The following is a 20,430-nucleotide window of genomic DNA, read 5'->3' as shown; positions in this document are numbered from 1 at the left end:
GATTGCGGTCGGGTAAAAATTTTACGCCTCCCGTGACTTATTTTCACGACTTGTGAGTTTATTACTACTGTATTTAATCAAAATTGATAAAGAATTGTGAATTACAAAACTTTAATTTTTCAGCAGCACTCACACTGACATATTCCTATAAAGCAAGCGGAATCATCATTAGCGGTTATCTTGCGGTTGAAAAACTAACCTTAATAGCAGGATTTACCGGATGATTATATCAGATTGAAATATATTCCGGGAGCCAAAAAATATATATCATAAGAAAGATGTGCTTTTGGCATATTTAATTTAAAGCTTCCACCCTTTAGAAACCCATGTACCTATCACAACCAAAGCTCCAACACCTCAACAGCATTACTCATGAGGGTAAAGTTGTTGTATTTGCCACCGATGCCGACGGTAAAATTTCCTATACTGTTAAACAAGATGGGTTTGAAGATAGCTACCTCAACACCCCGGCAGACCAAAGAACAGGTTGGGAAAGTTGGAAATCTTTGGAATTCCCCAATGAAGCAGATGACCAGTCCGTCATTAATCAAGAAACAGCTAAACTCACCTACCAGAAGGACAATAGCCAATTTGTTCTGAGGTCACGCTACAAAACCGAGACTGAAACAGCAGTCGCCCCTGTTCAAGCGATTTCTGCTCTGGGACACGTCTACATTTTCCGCCAGTCCAAGTCTAATACTCTGTTAGTAGACCGTTTTGTGTTAGATGGGATGACCAATAAGCTAAACCGTAAGTTAGAAGTCCGGTTTAAGCGCAGTAAGCAGAAACATACGCCTATAACAAATATGAATAAGGAGTCTAATGGACTCGTTAATATTGACTCCTTAGACTTCCGTGATGCGAATGGTAACTTTTTCTACGAACCCACCACAGAATTATGTTTAATTAATAACCTGTACAAAGGCTGGTTTTCTATCGTATTAGTTCCCACGATTGAAAATGATGTTTATCGCTGGCATATTTTTGCCTATAATAGTCAAACTCAGAAAGTCGAATTAACCACCATTCGAGCTTCGGAAGAAGGGCTATTTGATGTTCAAGATTATACCATTTTTCAAGAAGAAAATGAGACTTTGGTTCCTCGCCGAATTCCAGGTATTATTAAACGAACTTTAGATATTAAGGGTGTCGCTGTTACCAACGGTTTATCAGCCACTAAATACGATTTACAACAGGCCCAGAAAACCCAATCAGGGGAAGAACAACTGTTGAAAACTGCAACGAAATTAATGTTAGCAGTTCCTACTGATCAAGGGACAGCAGCTTTCAGTTTTGCCATTGCTGGCGATGGAACTCTAGGAGAAATTGATGATACACCCGATAGCACGATTATTCGCAGTCATCAGCGAGAAGTGTTATTACCGTTAAATACCTTAGATGAAATCAAAGCCATTGGCGACAGAACACCTCCTCCCCAAGGAATTATTACGGGGTTTGCAGAGGGAACCGATGAAGAAGAAATCGAAGATTTAGTTAAAATATCGACTGATGGCAAAGCCGCAGAATTAGCCAATGGCGACCTCGTAAAAATCACAGGAACAAGGGATTATCAAGGTTTATATCGCACCCAAAAAGTCGATGATCATACCTTTGATATTGACTTGCCATCGGGTAATGGATTGGGTTATTGGGAAAAAGAAGACCTAGAAGAAGGCGGTTTAATTTTTGATGGCATGATAACCGCCTATCAAAAAACCACCGATGGTAAATTGCGAGTCACCTGTGAGAATCATGGCTTAGAAAATGGCGATGAAGTCCAAATTACGGGTACAGAAGACTACAACAACACCTACCCTGTGCAGAAAATTGATGACACTCATTTTGTGATTGAACGCAAGTGGACAACGGGAGCGGCTATTAATGTTAAATTAGTCTCTCGTAAACGACGGGGCATTGTCTTTGATGGCGTAAGTAGTTATGTAGAAATTCCCTACTCCGTAGCACTCAATCCCAGCCAATTTACTGTTACCTGTTGGGCAAAAGTTACAGGAGGACAGGGAACTTATCGGTCTGTCGTCTCCTCCCGCGATATCAGCACCGGCAATTCCTGTGGATATATCATCTATGCTGGAACAGACAATAAATGGCAATTTTGGCTTGGTGATCATACAAAAGATTGGATTAAGGTTATCGGTTCCGATATTGTTCTCAATCAATGGACACACATTGCCGCTACCTTTGATGGGAGTCAAGCTAAACTGTATATCAATGGAGTATTAGCCGCAGAAGTAGCCGGAAATTATACAGTTAACACAACCCGTCCTCTGCGAATTAGCACAGGAGCAACAGAGGGAAAACAGCAATTCTTTTTCTCGGGTCAAATTGCCGATGTTCTGATTTGGAACTTAGTTCGTACTGAACTAGACATCAAAAACAATATGTACCTGCAACTAACAGGAAAGGAACTCGGTTTAGTCGGTTATTGGCGGTTGGGAGCAATTAGCGAAGGAAAGGTCGTTGACTTTTCTGTTAATGGACAGGATGGGACTGTCTATGGGGATGCTTATGTTAGTGCAGCTACCCTTGATCGCAAACTCGCAGGGGGAGGAGATGCGGTTAAATATAGTAATCCTGAATTGTTTGCTGTTAGTGAACGAACAACCTACGAAGAAAGCTTTGAATTTAAGGTTGTTTCCTCCTCTGCGGTTAATCTTGCCTATTTAGATAATGCAGACGGCAAAAATTTAGGAACGAAGATTTTTACCCTTTCCTATTGGGGAAAAGCCAGTCGCAGTGCCGAAGAAAAACAGGTGATTGCCCCTGAACAAATCAAACAAAACAAATTTGAAGATTTAGGCGGCGGTTGGTATCGAGTCTCTGGAAATGTCACTATTCCTGATGGGATTAGTATGTTACGTTGCTTTGAGATTGCTAAAATTCAAGGTGACTGGCAATCTTTAGAAATTCGTAAACATCGCATCCGCCTATTGTCCGATAGTATTACCGAGGCGAAATACACTGATACTGTTAGTTTAACCACTTTAGCGGATAGTCAAAAAACCTTAGCGGATAAGTTGAAAGAACTGGAGTTGAAAGAGCAACAGGAAAGAGTATTACTCAAGGAAAAACGAGATTTAGACCTCAAAATTGCTGCCTACAATGCTCAGGATGCGACGCGAGAAAAGATTAAACAATTAGAGGGTAAAATTACATCACTGACCAGTGAAGAACAAACCCTTAAATCTGCATATCAGAACCAAGTTGATAGCCCATTCAATTACTTTTGTTCTATCAAAGCCGCAGGTGAGACTAGCAATTACAATGGCAAAAATATCTATATCTACGCCGAACGCAATTCAGATCGACTATGTGGATACACCGTCCCAGATCAATGGGAGTTTATTAGTCAGGGGGGTAATGTTTATACCATCAAAGCCGCAGGTGACACCTACAATTGCTATGGCAAAGATATCTATGTTCATGCTGGACGCAGCACGGATGTATTATACGCATTCTCAGTCCAAGATAAATGGGAGTTTATTAGTCAGGGGGGTGATGTTTATAAAATCAAAGCCGCAGGTGAGACTAGCAATTGCTATGGCAAAGATATCTATATTCATGCTGGACGCAGCAATGACAGATTATACGGATTCTCAGTCCAAGATCAATGGCAGTTAATCAAGGGTTCTGTCTCAAATACGAGTGTTATTGAGCGTGCTAAAAGAGATTGGGATGCCAAGGCAAAACAACTCAGCCAAGCAAAAGAGGAATTAGCGCTTCTTAAGGCGGGGTTAAGTGCAACTGCGGCGGATAAATTAGCTTGGGACACTCGTCTTGCTCAAGTTGGAAAGGAAATTACAGCACTGCAAACGGAGTTAAATACCTTAAACACTAATTTCCTGAATAGCGTGAAACATACCGAACAAACTCCCCAAGCTATGCTCCCAATTGCCAAAGATAGCAGGGGTTTAGTGACTCAAGGAGCAATTCTTGGTTTTGTTAATTCTGTGACTCGTCTTAACGCTATGGAAACTAGCGAAGGCAATGTCCAACTGAGTTACTTTGATAACCAAGGACGGATGCGACAAACTAACTATGATGCAACTGCGGATAGCAAGAATACTAGCGTTGAACAGTGGATTCCAGATGCTCAACGTGCCTGTTTAAACTTTAACAATAGCAAGAGTGTTGTTAAACTAGATAAACCCCTCTACCTTCCCCCCAATTGGACTATTGAAGCATGGTTTGTCTATCCTTTCCCAGAAGTAGGAGAATGGAATATCCTCACCAACGGGGAAAAGGAAAATCATCACATTTTGGTGAGAAATCGTAAACAATTAGGAATTTTTCTGCATAATGATCCTTTAGGACAGAAATTTTATGATAGTGGTTTTGATATGGATTCTCTGTCTCCAGGATGGCATCATCTGAGTGCTGTAGGTAAGGATAATACGACTTTATTTTACATTGATGGTAAGGCTGTCGGTGATACCAGAACTAAAGCCTTAGCAGATGCACAAGCAAGTCTCGCGAAAGCCCCCAATGATGCTACTCTCAAGCAAAAACTTGAGGATATTAACAAAGCTAGTCTGAAAGTGTCTACTGATGTTTATACCATTGGCAATTATCCAAACGGGGAGCCTATTTTTGGGAAAGTGGCGGAAGTTCGTATCTGGGGAGTTGCCCTGAGTAATGAAGAAATTGCCGTCAACAGCAAAACCTTACTCAGTGGTAATGAACCCGGTTTATTAGCCTATTATCCCTTTAATGAGGCAACGGGAGAGGTTATTCGAGATCAATCGGGACAAGGGAAGAATGGTAAGGTTTCCGGTGCAATGTGGTGGGGATGTACTGCTCCTATTGGGAATCCGGGGAATACGGTGATGCAGTTTGATGGAGTAAATGATTATGTGGCGATTCCCTATGCTCAATCGCTAAATCCCAGTGACCAGTTTACTGTCTCCTGTTGGGTAAAAGTTAAGGGGGGACAACAACTTTATCGTTCTCCACTGACCTCTCGTGGCACGAGTCCAGCATCAGGGTACATGTTCTATGCAACAGAGAAAGGCAAATGGGACTTTTGGGTCGGCAATGGAACTGATTGGTCATCCGTTACCGGACCAGATGTAGTTCTGAATACATGGACTCACATTGCGGGTACTTATGATGGCAAGACACTCAGGCTTTACGTTGATGGTGTTCTCTCTGGAACTTTGACTTGTACTTATACTCCCAATCAAAGCAGTCCTTTGCGTATTGGTGCTGGAGCTACAGAAGCCAGTAGTCCGAACTTTTTGTTCCCAGGTCAAGTCGCTGATGTCCGCATTTGGAATAAAGCCCGTACTCAAGCCGAAATTCAAGGGGATATGTATCAGCGTCTCAGTGGAAAAGAAGCCAATTTAGTGGCTTACTATCCGCTCAATCAAACTCAGTCCGAAGGTTCTGTACAAAAAGTCTTAGACTTAGCAGGAAACAATTACGGTACTGTCAATGAAGCGATGCTGGTTGAAAACAACAACTTACCCATTGCTCCGAATGCCCTCCTTTGTAATGAGTATAGTAATGTTTCCTTTGATTCCAATACGAAACGGAAAGTAGCGATGATGCGCCGTTTCTTTGCTTATCCCTCAACCAATGGAGTCACATTACTCCCAGATAAACGAGTGGAGGCTTTGCAATTAAAATGGATTGGTAATGCTCAATTTGCTCCTACTCTCTTGGGGTATATTGAAGGGCCACCTCCTGTCCCCACTGAAAATTTAACCCTCGAAGATGATTATAATGGGGCTACCTCTGTGGAGTTAACCATGTCGGAAGATGTGGAATTTAACTGGACGCGATCGCAAGATTCGGGGTTAGGAGGAACATTGGAAACCTTTGTTGGTACAGAAGGAGAAATCAGTGGTGGTACTGACAATATCAGCTATGTACTAGCGGCATGGCATTCGGGTTACAAAAGCAACTTTGACTTCAGCTACCAATTCCAAAATGAAAGCAGTATTACTTCCAGTTCCTCTCTGAGCATGACCGATAAACTAGAACTACGAGGAACACCAGAAGTTACTCCTAAATTTCCTCATTTAGGGACTCGTTTTATTCCTAAAAACATCGGTTATGCCTTAGTGGTTTCAGCCATCGCGGATGTTTTTGTCACTCGTCTTGCCCGCAGTGGCAAAATGGTCGGCTATGAAGTATTGCCTGTGGATGGCATTCCTCCTGATGTCAACACCATCACCTTTTTGATGAATCCGGCTTACACGATGAATGGGAGCTTAGATGGGCTCACAGGTAGCAGTGCCACGAGCGATCGCTTCTTTAAGCACGTTCCAGAAATGCGATCGCAGTATGGTTCTCTCTATCCCGCCAGTTACTATCGCCTACAAGAAGCTTACGACCTCAAACGCCAGATTGAAGCTGAAGACAAGCGACGGGAATCTTACTTCTCTAACTTTGATGTGCGTTTAGTCGATGAAACTTCTTTGGATCGGAATATCGACAGTGGCCCGGCACCCAGCACAATTGGGGTACAACGAGAAGAAGACAAACCCAGCAGCACCATGACTGAGGAAGAAAAGAAAAAAGCTGAGGAAGCAAAACTCCAGAAACAAAAGGATGAAGCAGCCGCTAAAACCAAGGAGCAACAAATTGCTACCCAGCAGAAACAAGCGGAAATCCAAAGCAAAATTGGTGACCAAGAGAAACGGGTACAAGCTACTGAAAGTTTTGCGGGTTGGCAGAAACGCATGGAAAGCATCCAAATTCGCTCTGGTAAGCGTAATATCGTCAATACCTACGTTTGGGATGCCGATGGTGGATTACGCACGGAAGCGCAAAGTTTTGCCAATACGGTAGAGCATACCATTGGTGGTTCTTTTATTATGAATGCGGGTTCAGGAGTTGAAGGCAAGTTTGTTGCTTCTTTTCATGATGCAGAACTCTCTGCTCAAGCAACGGTTAATTTAACTCAAACCATGAGTAAAACGGAACTGCGGAGTAAGGGGTTTGAGTTGAATGTGGATTTAAGTGGTTTAGAGTCTAAAGGGATTACGGATTATAAGGATCGACCTATTTTACCTGGGGAAAAAGTAGATCGCTATCGGTTTATGAGCTTCTATCTCGAAGGTAGCACCCAAAACTTCCAAGACTTCTTTAATTATGTCGTTGACCCTGAATGGTTGCAAAGCAATGACGAAGAAGCACGGGCGTTGCGTCAAGCTCAAGCAGGTAAACCGAATAAAGCTTGGCGGGTGCTACACCGGGTTACTTATGTGGAACGTCCGGCTTTGATGGGTTTTGGTCAAGATGTCCGTAAATTGCGGGAGGCGAGTGCAACTTCTAGCAATCAACAATTGTTGGATAAAATTGCTAAGTTGGAGGATGCTAACCGTAAATTAGAGGAGAAACTCGATAAAATCCTCAACTACCTACAACAGCCCAAATAGTTAATTATTAAGAGGGGGGAAAACTATTTTCCTTCCTCTTAATAATTAAGGCCGATCGCTTTTTTAACAGGTTAATTTTGTGCTAAAATGGAGATAATTATTTTTTTTCAATCAATTAAGCAGAGTAGGTTGTTTCTATCGGTTGATCAAAAGAGCAAATGATGGTAACAATATTATTAGCATCCTCCTGGTTAAAAACTCCATCTAATCCTTCGGTGTGAATATCAGTAAAAGGGGATTCATACAAAAGAGAGGGATTCATAACCCCATTTTGGGTTAACCAGTTAATAATTTGTTCAATAAAACGAATTTGATTAGCATTGAGGTTATTATTTTCCAAATATTTACTAAAAGCTTGTTTAGCAGTATTTCTGTCTAAACCTACCAATTCCAAAATAAAACTTTTCAGGTTAATATTTTGACCATAGACTAACTCGAATTTATCCTTAGATTCGATTGCTTCTGAGGTAAATAACATCTTTTCTAATTCCTGTAAATCAGTGTTTGTTAAAGATAAATTTCTTTTTAACTTAGCGATCGCAATATGATCTTGATGGGCTAAGATATAGCTTTCTACTTTTTTACGGTATTGATAGGGGCTGAAACCGATTTGACGGTTAGGGACATCTACGATTTCTAACTCCCCTAATTCATCCTCAAAATCAGTATAGATGATTGTTTCATCTTGTTGATCAATCAACACCATTAAATCCCGCAGATTTAGCCTCATTTCTTCTACTAAATAAACTGTCACATCTTGCCACCATATTTCAGTCTGGACTTGTTCAATTAAATTCAATTTATCCTTAACAATAGGAATGGTTTTTTTAGCTTCTAAATAAGTTAATAAATCCCGGACTTGATCCCGTAATCTTTCAAAATCTTGGCTATTTTTGAGGATAGCTAACTGAATTTTTAGACACAGCAAATCAAAGTTTTTAATCCGAGGATTTTCTACAGGTAAAGTATTGGGTAGGGGGATGAGGGTATTAACAATAACTTGCCGATCCTCTGGGTTTAAATTATACCATTTTTCCCGTTGACGGAACATTAAAACGGTTTCTAAATGGCGACGCACCAGAAAATTATTGTCTTCCATACTGGCAACGTGTTGATATAATTCATCTAGTATTTTTTCCTTGAGATTATTGCTTTTAACGACAGTATAGGACGCTTGAGACTCTTTAACGCGATTTTGAGGATTATTCCCAAGGGTTGTCGTTTCTGCGGTATTTAAACAGTCCCATAACTCTAATTTTGCCTTTAAAAGTCGAGTTTGTAATGATTCAGTCGGGGATTGTTTCTTTTCGGTAATTTCTTGACTAAAATAAGCAATATTATCGCATAAATCAAATATTAAAAATTCCGTTTTATCCTTGCTAAATCCAAATAAATTAGGGCATAAACGAGTGCCTCTACCGATCATTTGATTAAATTTTACCTCGGAGTAAACGGGTTTAAAAAACATTAAATTCACCACTTCTGGCACATCTACCCCCGTGTCTAACATATCCACAGAAATTGCTATCATGGGATCTTTTTCCGCCTCTGAAAAGTCATCGAGTAGACTTTGAGCATAATTATCGTGACTGTCGATAATCCGGGCAAATTTACCTTTAAATTGGGGATAATTATAGTTAAATCTTTCCTCGATAAATTGGGCGTGTTGATGATTTCGGGCGAAAATAATCGTTTTGCCAAGGCGATCGCCCTGATGAATTTTTAAACCCCAATCCATGAGAATTTCTAAAGCTTTATCCACCGTATCAATATTAAATAACCAACGATTGAGGGCGGCGACGTTAATTTCCTTGGGGATTTCTCCGGTTTCTTCATTATAGAATTTTTCCTCATATTCTAATTTTTCTTCGGGGGTCAGTTCAACATATTTTACCCCACTCCGCAAAAATTTAAACGGTACATTGATACCCGTCGGAGGCACTAAATAGCCATCGGCGATCGCATCTTGTAATTCATAGGCAAAGGTGGGATTTCCTGCTTCTAATTCAAAAATGCCGTAGGTATCTCGGTTAATTTCGTTTCGGGGGGTGGCGGTTAAACCGATTAATAAAGCATCGAAATAGGTAAATAGAGCTTGATATTTTTGGTAAATACTGCGATGGGCTTCATCTATAATAATTAAGTCGAAATAACCCACTCCAAACAGGCGATTAATTTCATCTCTTTTTTGATCCCCCCTAGCCCTGCTTACTAAGGTTTGATCCCCCCTAGCCCTGCTTACTAAGGGGGGAATATCGTTGTCGCTGTTGATGCGATTCATCATCGTTGGATAGGTGGAGAGGATGATATCTGCACCGCTTACGTCTTTTTCTTGGGTTAAGTCTATGGCGGTGGCGTGGGGTAAGTGTTTCTGGATAGCCCTTTTAGCTTGGGTGATTAAAGAGCTACGGTCAGCTAAAAATAACACTCTTTTTATCCAGTTGGCTCTAGTTAATATATCAATTAGGGCGATCACGGTTCTGGTTTTCCCTGTGCCTGTTGCCATGACGAGCAAGGCTTTCCGGGCTTTTTTGTTAAAGGTTTCGGTAACTCGTTTTAGGGCTTCGAGTTGGTAGCTTCTTCCGGCTATTTCTGGATTGGGTAAAACAATCTCAAGGGGTTTTCGGTGACGGCGGCGATAAATTATTCTTTGTAATTCATCTTTTTTTAAGAAGCCTTCCACCAGACGCGGGGGATAGTTGCCATCATCCCAGAGATAGGTTTGATAGCCATTACTGTAGAAAATAATCGGGCGCTGGTTAAATTGTTTTTCTAAACAGTTAGCATAAAGTTGGGCTTGTTGTTTACCTAGATTTGCGTCTTTTTGGGTACGTTTCGCTTCAATAATAGCCAGGGGTAAGCCGTTATCATCCCATAATACATAATCAATATAGCCTTTACCTGTGGGGTTAACGGCTTTGGGCATTCCGGTGATTTCATATTCGGTAAAGTGGGGTTGAGTTAAATCCCAACCCATTTCTTTAAGTAATACATCAATTAAGTATTTACGGGTATCAGTTTCGTTATAGTCATGGTGATCTTTAACGGTACTATTTGCCTGTTTGAGTTGACTAATTTCTGCTTTAATTTGGTTATATTCTGCTTCTGTTTGTTGCTGTGTTTTTTGGGCAATTCTTGCTATTTCTTGAGCTTGGGATAATTCTTGCTCTAGTTTTTGCAGTTGAGCAAGGGTTTTTTGATCCCCCCTAACCCCCCTTAATAAGGGGGGAATGAATTTGAGTTGGGGGAGGTTTTTACCGTTGGGGGAGTAGTAGCGACAAAGCCAATAGAGAAAATGGAATAATTCTTGAGTAATATAATCTGCGTCTTTTTCACTGATTTTTTCGTTACTGTGGGCGGCATTATTGCCCATTTTGTGGATGATGCGAACTTTGGGGAAAAGGTTAGGAGGTAGGTTATCTTTGAATGTTTGTTCGTGGATTAATGCCCCTAAATTATTATCGTAGGGTAGTATTAAATAGGGGTCATGATCATAGAGCCAGATAACGGCTTGCTCAAGGGTATAACGGGCATAGAAGCAACAAGCACGGCTATCGGTTAGGGCGAGGGTTTCGACACGGGTGGCACTTTCGTAGATTTCGGGAAAGTCGGGTTTTAAAAAGTCAAAGTTAGATGACATGGCGATGTTTTTGGTTTAGGTGATAGATAAAAATTCATCGGGTTGAAGAATCTTAATTTCTCGGAAAGGGTTTAATATTAATAAGTCTTTGTCACCCGTGATGATATATTGAGCTTTACCGCTTACTGCTAATTCTAAATACTTATTATCTTTCGGATCTCGACAATCTGTAATGAGTTCATTAGGGTTTATTTGTTCAGCTACTACTATCAAGTCTTTTAATAATTCTTCTCTGATTTTCATAGAAATATAGCGATCAAATTTATTTCTCTTGATCACTGTTTCTAGTTCTTGAATTATAGAGTCTGAAACTAAAATTATATGATACTTTTTAGCTTTTTCTAATGCCAAACGAGGATAACTATTTTTAAACAAAAAAGCACTGATTACAACATTGCAATCAAAAACAATTTTAAGTTTATTCATCTTCGTTTAGTATCTCCTCTAATATTTCAGGAGTTAATCCATTGGCTTGAGCTTCTTCACTAGCTTGATCCATTAATTTACTGAGGTTATCACTAGCTTTCTTCTTGATTTTTTCTATCTCTAAATCAATCATATTCTCTATTTGTTTTTCTATATTTTCTTTGTCTTGATCAGATATTTGCTGATATTTTAAGGCAATTTCTGGCGATAATTTAATGGTGATATTTTTCATGTCTTTAAAAGTTTATAGTAGTTTTGTCTAAGTTATTAGAAGCGTCAGTTATGCCACTGTTAACAGGATTTTTCCCTAAACCAAAAATCGGATCTTCATCAGACAAAGAATCTCCAGAAAGATTATTTTTAAGCAGTTCATTTTGTACCGCAGTAGCGATAAATTCATCGAAATTTTTGACTTTACCAGCTTTGATTAGTTCTTCTGAAGCATTTACCAGTTCTTGGGGTAAATTAATAGTTAAAGGAATAGTTGTGGACATTTTACTATTAATAATTGTTTAGCTATAAATAGTATAACATAAATTATAGGCGACTGGGCACTGGGAGCAACTGAAGCACAACTAAAATCTCAACTGTCTCTATCGAGATGGCGTTTTAATTCGATAAATTCTTTGAAGTCTGGGTTCAGCATTATTATATTTATATTGATGGTATTGTTGACGGATTTCTTCTAAGGCTTCTAATCGTTTTTCGTATGGTTGTTGTTGCCAATAGTTAAAGTCACTTTTTTGTTCTTTAATCTTGATTTTTTTAATTACTTTTTCCATCGGGCTTTATCCTCTTTTTCTGATGGGGTGTTTTTTGTATTCATAAATATATTCTCCTTGACAGATAATTTTTGTTTGGGTTTTATTCATCTATAATTCCCCTTTGAATGCTTTTTGCAATAAAGAGTTAAATAAATTTTCTGATTCTTGTAGATGAAGTTCAAGTTTGATTTTTTGTTGATTAATTTTTTTGAATTTTTTTATAAATTCATCTTGAATAGATATACTTGGGACAGGGATTAAAAAATTTTTTATCATATTCAAATGTAAGTCTGGAACTCCAATTCCTTTGATAGATTTATCTGCTTGGGATTTAACCGCAGAGGTTGCCATAACTTCTTTCAAAAATTCTGATTTTATAATCTCTCGATTAGGTTTTAATAAAGCAACACTAACATATATTGAAAATTCTTTTTGAACATTAACTAAAGCTGGTCTTCCATAAGTTGCTCCTACTTTAGTATAAAGAATATCTCCATATTCAGGTTTATATCTCCTTGTATATTTAAAATGAGATTCTTCACTAATAAATTTACAATTATCAAAAAGTAATTCTCCTGTTGTAATATCTTTTACTGAAATAAAGGGAATACCCGTTGCTGTGTATTCAGGTTTTGCATGAACTCCATCAGTGATTTTTGTCGTAACGTCTTCTAGTCTTTTAACCTCCCAACCTTTAGGATTAATAACAGGATCGCCGAACATATCGAGAAAGATGGATTTTTGCAGTTGTTCGGTAAGAGCGATCGCTTCTTTTCTTTTCCTGATAATTTCGTCTGCTTTATCCAATATATCCGCTATTCTACGTTGAGATGCGATCGGGGGTAAGGGGATTGTATAATCTAAAAAATTTTGCATCCTAATATAATTAGTTGCTGAACCGAATTGCTTCGATAAATTAAATTTTTTCCAATAAGCAGATAGATGATGAAATAAATATCTTGAATTACATTTAATGTTATTTAAAACGTAAGTTCTTTGATATGCTTCAAATTTACCAACATGATAAAAAACCATTCCAACATTAGCCCCATTACCCGGAAGAATTATTGACTCCCCATCAAATGAATATGTTGGACTCAAAATAGGTTTATCAGCACAAGTAAAAAAAGGGTATTCTCCCCCTTTGTCTCCATAATTAGCATCTTTTTTACCTGTTTGAATAGTACATATTTCATTAAGAGAAACATAATTTATTTTAGATTCCATGCTGACATCTCCTTTAAAAAAATAATGCTATTAAGAAGTAAAAACAATTAAATAATTATTTTGTAGCAAAAGATAACGAAGCTAAAATATCATCTAATTCCAAATCCTCATAATCTATTAAAATTTCCTCTGTAGTCATTCCTGAACTGAGTAACTCTAAAATAAATTCCACAGGATACCTTAAACCTCGAATACAAGGCTTACCATGACAGATATTAGGATCTATAGTAATACGTTTTATTAATAAATTATTCATAATTTAATCTCCTTTAATTAAGTTAATAGCAGAAGTATCAACAAAAACCTGTTTCATTTACTCAACTTCCCGTTTAGGAGTGCCGTGAATATAGTGATCATGTTGATAAGCTAAATCAGTAATTCCCGTATTGATTTTACATTCATCTAATATTTGGGAAAGTTTATCCCAATCAGAATCATCATCAACCTTTTTTTTGTCTTGACTCCGACTTTTTAACAACTCATAAAATTCCTGTAATTCCTGAGTTGATAAATGATCCAATTCCGCATTAATTAGCTGCTTAATATTCATAAAAAAATTGATTACTCCTGCAATTGAATCAAACTATAGCAATCCCCAATCGGTTGTAATATTTTATCGTAGGGGTGGCGTCCCTCCCAACCCTCTAGGGATCTGGGTTGGAAAACCCAACCCCTACAGAGAATATGACCTAAATAATCATCAGGAGAATGAAACATATTCTACCTCCCCTAAAATTCTATCCCGAAAATATGGGCTCAAAGACTCAGGAGTTAAAACATCTACCTTACGCCATAACCTTCTAAGGTTTTTTGATGCTTCCGTAATTGCTCAAAAATATCCTCTTTACTGTTTACTACTACAACTTCCATAATATTCCTACCTATAGCGCTATCTGATTCCCAGTCAATGATCCCCCCTAACCCCCCTTAACAAGGGGGGAACAGAAGATCAAAGTCCCCCTTTTTAAGGGGGATTTAGGGGGATCTAATCTCGGCTGTAATCACGGGTTTTCGGCTTAAGTTGACACCAATGGGGCGCGCCTCGCCCCTACGATGAATTAGATGCCAAACTATTTATACAATTGATTTAGACTTGCTATACTATACCTAACATTTCCTCTAACACCTCCAAATCCGCCATAATCTCCCCTTCAATTAACTTTAACTGACCTAAAATCACCGCCGGAGACTCATAACTAACTTCCCCATATTCTACCTCCTTATAACGATTGATCGATAAATCATAACCATTTTTAACAATTTCCTCCTTCGCCACAAAAAAAGCCTTACTGCTGCGGTCAATGTCTTTGTTTAGATTGCGATCGCGCCACTTAGCAATAATATCAGGAATATCATTTTCTTCCACAGGTTGACGCTTATCATCCAACGATAAACCATCCGCTTCCATATCATAAAACCAAACTGCATCCGTACCCCCTACCCCCGTTTTAGTAAACATCAGCACCGCCGTAGAAACTCCAGCATAAGGCTTAAAAACCCCCGAAGGCATGGAAATCACCCCATCTAACTTATGGTTTTCTACCAGGGTTTGACGCAGGGTTTTATGGGCATTAGACGAACCAAATAACACCCCATCCGGCACAATTACCGCCCCTCTCCCGCCTTTTTTTAATAACCGCAAAAACAACGCCGCAAACAATAATTCGGTTTTTTTAGTATTAATAATTTTGGTTAAATCCTTAGCAATTGTATTCGCTTCTAACGATCCCTTAAAAGGCGGATTTGCTAAGATTAAAGTAAAAGCTTCCGATACTTCTGAATGCTCCTCTGCTAAGGAATCCCTCGCCTCAATTTTCGGGTCTTCAATGCCATGTAACATCATATTCATACTGCCAATTCGTAACATGGTCGCATCAAAATCAAAACCGTGAAACATCTCCTGATTAAAGTGCTTCTGATTAACAGGATTATGCAAAATAGAATTACCCTCCCTATCTTTTTGTTGACGCAAATATTCTGCCACCGCCACCAAAAAGCCCCCCGTCCCACAAGCGGGATCACAGATTACCTCATGGGCGCTAGGATTCATTAATTCGACGATCATTTTAATAATATGGCGAGGGGTGCGAAACTGTCCATTTGTTCCGGCGGTGGTGAGTTTTGATAACATATATTCATAAAGATCCCCCTGTAAATCGATATAGGTTTTATCTTGAGATTGACTAGCTTGTTGATTGAGTAATTCAAAGATTTGGTCAATTTGTCCGACTACATTTGCTAATAAAGCAGGGTTAGCAATTAAAAATACAGCATCCTTCATGTGTTGAGCATAAGTTCCCCCTTCCTTACCGATAGTTTTGATAAAGGGAAAAGCAGAATCCCTGACCGTAACTAACATATCATCAGAGTTTTGATTTTTAAATACAGACCAACGATAATGATTATTTTCTGAGGTAAAAGTGGGATTTTCTAATGTTCCCCCTAAGCGTTTGATCTTCTTCTCTTGGGCTAATTGTAGGTCATCTAGGCGTTTAATAAACAGTAAATAGGATATTTGTTCAATCACCGATAGGGGGTTACTAATGCCATTATTCCAAAAAGTTGTCCACAATTTATCAACTTTGGATTTTAATTCGCCTGTAATCATTGCTTGAGATCCCTGTATTGGTGCTTATCCTTCTTATTATCAAGGATTATTAGACTATTTTCAGATGAGTCATAAGAAATTTTACACGATAGCAATCCTATTTGATTGGTGTTATATGAAATCTCATTATAGATGCTACCTTACCCCCCCTGTAGAGACGTTGCATGCAACGTCTCTACAGGGGGAATGTATAGCAAATATTGGAGGAATATTAATTTAAGGTTTTTACGGTTAAAACTTGGGGGGGTGTCGTATCGGGAGGATAACGAAAATCAACCCGGACAAAGCGAGAGGATTTCGGATTTAATTTTAATTTAACTAACGGGTCAACAATTTGTCCTCGACGATGCCATAAATGCAGATATTTGATCACCGTTTTTCCTTGTTCATCTTCATATCTTAACCGAATTGTTCCTCGAAAAAAGGGAAAATTCAAAGGCGGTTGTCGAAAAATTAAGCCTTTTTTGGATAAGGTTTCTTCTTTAAAAGGGGTTTCTAAACTAATCGTTACCCTTTGAGTTTCATCGGTTGTATTTAATAACGGTAAATGTAAATCATAATGTACGCCATAATTGCCATGAGATTCATAAGCCGTATCAGGATAACGTACAATTAACGGCGCAGCTTGCACTTGTTTTGTTCCTAAAGTTCCCGCCCGCACTGTACTAATGGGGAAAGAAATTCCCTTTCCTCTATCAGGAATGGTCAGAAAATCTTTACCCTCATCGACTAAATCTGCTTCCCATTTTGCCCCTTCCTGAACTCCAGCAACCCGACTATAAATTAACTGACCTCCCGTTTGTTCTGGAGGAGTAGGTATTTGATCGCGGGGTTGTGCTAAAGTGCCATTATCAAGTAACTGTTGCCATTCTTCTAAGGTTGGCGCCCGTTCCTTGCCATCAGGGTGCATCTTCGCAAATTGGGCTAAACTAGCCATATAAATGGAAGCCGGGGCGGAATCATCGGTTTGGCCCCGGACTTTCAAGCGCATCAACGTAGAACGTCCATTCACCGGACGGTCTAACCCCTGGACTGGGATGGGTAAATTCATTAACATTTGGCTTTCACCAGGGCCAAGTTCTAAGGTTTCAGGAAATTCAGATTGGCGCTTTTCCCTTAAAACATCATCAACGGCCCGAATTCCTGGCCCGGAATAAATCTCACCTTTGGTATTATCACTGAGGGCAGGCTTTTCTTTAAAAGGAGCATCTGGCTCTAATAAATAACTTGCGGCTGATGATACTTCAACCGTAACAGGTTCAGCATCAGGATTATGAACGATTAACCCCAAATACAAGGTTTTTAAATCAGGAGGAGTGTGGGTAAAATGATGAGCAAAAACTTCAAATTCTCCAGTTAAACGATATTCTAAATGAGCTTCAGGATCACCACGCCATCCCCCCGGAAAGGTTGAGAGTAAAATCCCTTCCTGTTTAATCCATTCTGGACTATTGCTATTAAACATTAACACCTCATCCAGTTTTCCCGGTAAGGGACGGACTTCGTTGTCAGCAATAATTTCGAGTGGCGGTAAGGCATTGGCAAAGGGCAACCGAGGCAGAAGGGTAGGGAAACGTTCAACAATGACCGTTTGACGAAATAAAATTCCTCCGACCGCGCCGCCCATTGCAGACAGGCTAACAATTAAAATAGGAATTATCCGATGTAAAATTTGATCTTTCATTTATTCTGAAAGGTTGGTCTGGTTTTTTTAAAGTGAGTGTTATGACTTTTTCCCCTAAATTTTCCACTGGCAGCGAAATTCGTCAAAAATTTCTTAACTTTTATGCCGAAAGAGGGCATAAAATTCTGCCGAGTGCGTCTTTAGTTCCTGAAGACCCGACGGTTTTGTTAACCATTGCCGGGATGCTACCCTTTAAACCGATATTTCTGGGACAGCGACAACCCGAATTTCCCCGCGCCACCACGTCCCAAAAATGTATCCGTACTAATGATATTGAAAATGTCGGTAGAACAGCTAGACACCATACATTTTTTGAAATGTTGGGTAATTTTAGCTTTGGAGATTATTTTAAACAACAAGCGATCGCATGGGGATGGGAAATTTCAACAAAAGTGTTTGAGTTACCTCCAGACCGTTTGGTGGTGAGTGTATTTGAGGAAGATGACGAAGCTTTTGCCATTTGGCGCGATAAAATTGGGGTGCCTCCCCAACGCATTAAACGTATGGGAGAAGCGGATAACTTTTGGAAATCTGGCCCCACTGGCCCCTGTGGCCCCTGTTCAGAGATTTATTATGATTTTCATCCCGAACGCGGCGAAGACAATATTGATTTAGAGGATGATACTCGGTTTATTGAGTTTTATAACTTGGTTTTCATGCAGTATAACCGAGATAATGATGGCAATTTAACCCCCTTACAAAATCAAAATATTGACACAGGAATGGGGTTAGAACGCATGGCGCAAATTTTGCAGCAAGTTCCCAATAATTACGAAACGGATCTGATTTTTCCGATTATTAAAACGGCGGCGGAAATTGCTAAAATAGATTATCACAAATCCGATGAGAAAACTAAAGTTTCTCTGAAAGTCATTGGGGATCATATTCGGGCAGTTGTGCATTTAATTGCTGATGGCGTTACCGCTTCTAATATTGGTCGGGGTTATATTTTAAGGCGCTTAATTCGGCGGGTTGTTCGTCACGGTCGGTTAATTGGAATTAGTGGGGAATTTACAACCCAAGTGGCTGAAACCGCGATTCAATTATCAGAAGCAGCTTATCCGAATGTTCGTCAACGGGAAACTGCAATTAAGGGGGAATTACAAAGAGAAGAAACCCGGTTCTTAGAAACTTTAGAACGGGGTGAAAAACTGTTAGCGGAAATTATTGAAAAAGCTAAGAGTGAAATTTCCGGTCAAGATGCCTTTGTGTTATACGACACCTATGGTTTCCCCCTAGAATTAACTCAAGAAGTTGCCGAAGAAAATGGGTTAACGGTTGATATTGCAGGGTTTGAAACGGCAATGGAAGAACAGCGCCGTCGTTCTCAAGATGCCCATGAAACCATTGATTTAACCGTTCAAGGCAGTTTAGACCAGTTAGCAGACCATATTCACTCAACAGAATTTTTAGGTTATACCTTATTTACTTCTGATGCTAAAGTTGAAGCGGTTTTAGTGAATGGAAAACCCGTTGAGGAAGCAGAAGCAGGAACAGAAATTCAAGTGATTTTGAATAAAACGCCCTTCTATGCTGAGTCTGGGGGACAAATTGGCGATCGCGGTTATTTAAGTTATGGGGATACGGTAATTCGGGTTCATGATGTTAAAAAAGAATCCAATATTTTCATCCATTTTGGACGAATTGAACGGGGAAGAGTGACCCCCGGAATGACCTTAAATGCCCAAATTGATCGCGCCTGTCGTCGTCGTGCCCAAGCCAATCATACCGCAACCCATTTGTTACAATCAGCGTTAAAATCAATAGTAGATCCTTCCATTTCTCAAGCGGGTTCTTTAGTGGATTTTGAACGGTTACGGTTTGATTTTAATTGTCCTCGTGGGTTAACGTCTGAAGAACTGCAACAAGTTGAAGATCAAGTGAATAGTTGGATCACCGAAGCTCATCCAGCCGTTATTGCGGAAATGGCATTAGAAGCCGCCAAAGCCAAAGGTGCTACTGCGATGTTTGGAGAGAAATATTCTGATATTGTGCGGGTGGTTGATTATTCTGGGGTTTCGATGGAATTATGCGGGGGAACTCATGTTAGTAATACCGCCGAAATTGGTCTATTTAAGATTATTTCTGAAACAGGTATTGCATCAGGAATTCGACGCATTGAAGCCGTAGCCGGACAAGCGGTTTTAGAGTATTTGAAAGTTCGGGATATGGTGGTAAAAGATTTAGGCGATCGCTTTAAAGCCAAACCCGAAGAATTACCCGACCGAATTACCAATTTACAACAGGAGTTAAAAGCAACTCAGAAACAATTAGAAGGTGTTAAAGCGGAATTAGCGATCGCCAAATCTGAACAATTATTAACCACTGCTGAAACCATTGGTGAGTTTAAATTAATTGTAGCAGAACTGAATGATGCCGATGCAGAATCGTTAAAAACCGCCGCAGAACGTCTCCAACAAAAGTTAGGAGAAAGTGCTGTTGTCTTAGGTTCAGCAACAACGGATGGTAAGGTTAATTTTGTTGCCGCGTTCAGTAAAACTGTTAATAATAAAGGCTTACAAGCGGGTAAATTCATCGGCGGTATAGCCAAAATTTGCGGCGGTGGCGGTGGCGGACGTCCGAATTTAGCGCAAGCGGGAGGACGGGATGCAACGAAGTTAAAAGAAGCGTTGGAGAGTGCAAAAACGCAGTTAGTTGATGGTTTGAAATAGTTAACC

12 protein-coding genes are annotated in these 20,430 nt (G+C 39.6%); 2 read left to right on the top strand and 10 right to left on the bottom strand.

All coding sequences use genetic code 11. The features are described from left to right. Positions 1–326: 326 nt before the first annotated feature. Positions 327–7,403, top strand: a complete 7,077-nt coding sequence (locus H6G57_RS15845) for a LamG domain-containing protein (RefSeq protein ID WP_190520153.1) — start codon at positions 327–329, stop codon at positions 7,401–7,403. A 115-nt stretch (positions 7,404–7,518) separates the two neighbouring features. Here H6G57_RS15845 and H6G57_RS15840 read toward each other — a convergent pair whose 3' ends face one another. The 10 genes from H6G57_RS15840 to H6G57_RS15795 form a co-directional block, all read right to left on the bottom strand. Then, on the bottom strand, positions 7,519–11,043 hold the full coding sequence (locus H6G57_RS15840) for a DEAD/DEAH box helicase family protein (RefSeq protein ID WP_190520151.1): 3,525 nt from the start codon (positions 11,041–11,043) through the stop codon (positions 7,519–7,521). Between the two features lie 15 nt (positions 11,044–11,058). Continuing rightward, positions 11,059–11,469 carry a putative toxin-antitoxin system toxin component, PIN family gene (locus H6G57_RS15835; RefSeq protein WP_190520149.1) on the bottom strand — a complete coding sequence of 137 codons (411 nt, stop codon included), beginning with the start codon at positions 11,467–11,469 and terminating at the stop codon, positions 11,059–11,061. Beyond that, positions 11,462–11,701, bottom strand: coding sequence for a hypothetical protein (locus tag H6G57_RS15830; protein WP_190520147.1), 240 nt, complete (start codon positions 11,699–11,701; stop codon positions 11,462–11,464). Before H6G57_RS15830 ends, H6G57_RS15835 begins: the two co-directional genes overlap by 8 nt. A gap of 4 nt (positions 11,702–11,705) precedes the next feature. Further along, on the bottom strand, positions 11,706–11,963 hold the full coding sequence (locus tag H6G57_RS15825) for a hypothetical protein (RefSeq protein ID WP_190520145.1): 258 nt from the start codon (positions 11,961–11,963) through the stop codon (positions 11,706–11,708). A gap of 99 nt (positions 11,964–12,062) precedes the next feature. Beyond that, positions 12,063–12,251: a hypothetical protein gene (locus H6G57_RS15820; RefSeq protein ID WP_190520143.1), complete on the bottom strand. Its 189-nt coding sequence runs from the start codon at positions 12,249–12,251 to the stop codon at positions 12,063–12,065. A 90-nt stretch (positions 12,252–12,341) separates the two neighbouring features. After that, positions 12,342–13,460: a restriction endonuclease subunit S gene (locus H6G57_RS15815; RefSeq protein ID WP_190520141.1), complete on the bottom strand. Its 1,119-nt coding sequence runs from the start codon at positions 13,458–13,460 to the stop codon at positions 12,342–12,344. Between the two features lie 55 nt (positions 13,461–13,515). Next, a complete protein-coding gene (locus tag H6G57_RS15810) occupies positions 13,516–13,716 on the bottom strand; it encodes a DUF433 domain-containing protein (RefSeq protein WP_190520140.1) in 201 nt (66 codons plus the stop codon). A gap of 57 nt (positions 13,717–13,773) precedes the next feature. Next, complete coding sequence (locus H6G57_RS15805) at positions 13,774–14,010, bottom strand: hypothetical protein (protein WP_190520137.1); 237 nt, start codon at positions 14,008–14,010, stop codon at positions 13,774–13,776. Between the two features lie 546 nt (positions 14,011–14,556). Then, positions 14,557–16,068: a type I restriction-modification system subunit M gene (locus H6G57_RS15800; RefSeq protein WP_190520135.1), complete on the bottom strand. Its 1,512-nt coding sequence runs from the start codon at positions 16,066–16,068 to the stop codon at positions 14,557–14,559. Positions 16,069–16,279: 211 nt separating this feature from the next. Beyond that, positions 16,280–17,752 (bottom strand): DUF3370 domain-containing protein, encoded by a 1,473-nt coding sequence (locus tag H6G57_RS15795; protein WP_190520133.1) that lies wholly within the window; start codon positions 17,750–17,752, stop codon positions 16,280–16,282. A gap of 41 nt (positions 17,753–17,793) precedes the next feature. On the opposite strand from H6G57_RS15795, the gene alaS reads away from it, so the two are divergent. Then, entirely contained in the window at positions 17,794–20,424 is a 2,631-nt protein-coding gene (gene alaS / locus H6G57_RS15790; protein WP_190520131.1) for an alanine--tRNA ligase, read from the top strand. The last annotated feature ends 6 nt before the right edge of the window (positions 20,425–20,430 follow it).

The sequence above is a fragment of the Planktothrix sp. FACHB-1365 genome, assembly GCF_014697575.1.
GTDB lineage: Bacteria > Cyanobacteriota > Cyanobacteriia > Cyanobacteriales > Microcoleaceae > Planktothrix.
The sequence above is the reverse complement of the archived record's forward strand: the minus strand, read 5'-3'. Positions and strand labels throughout refer to the sequence as shown.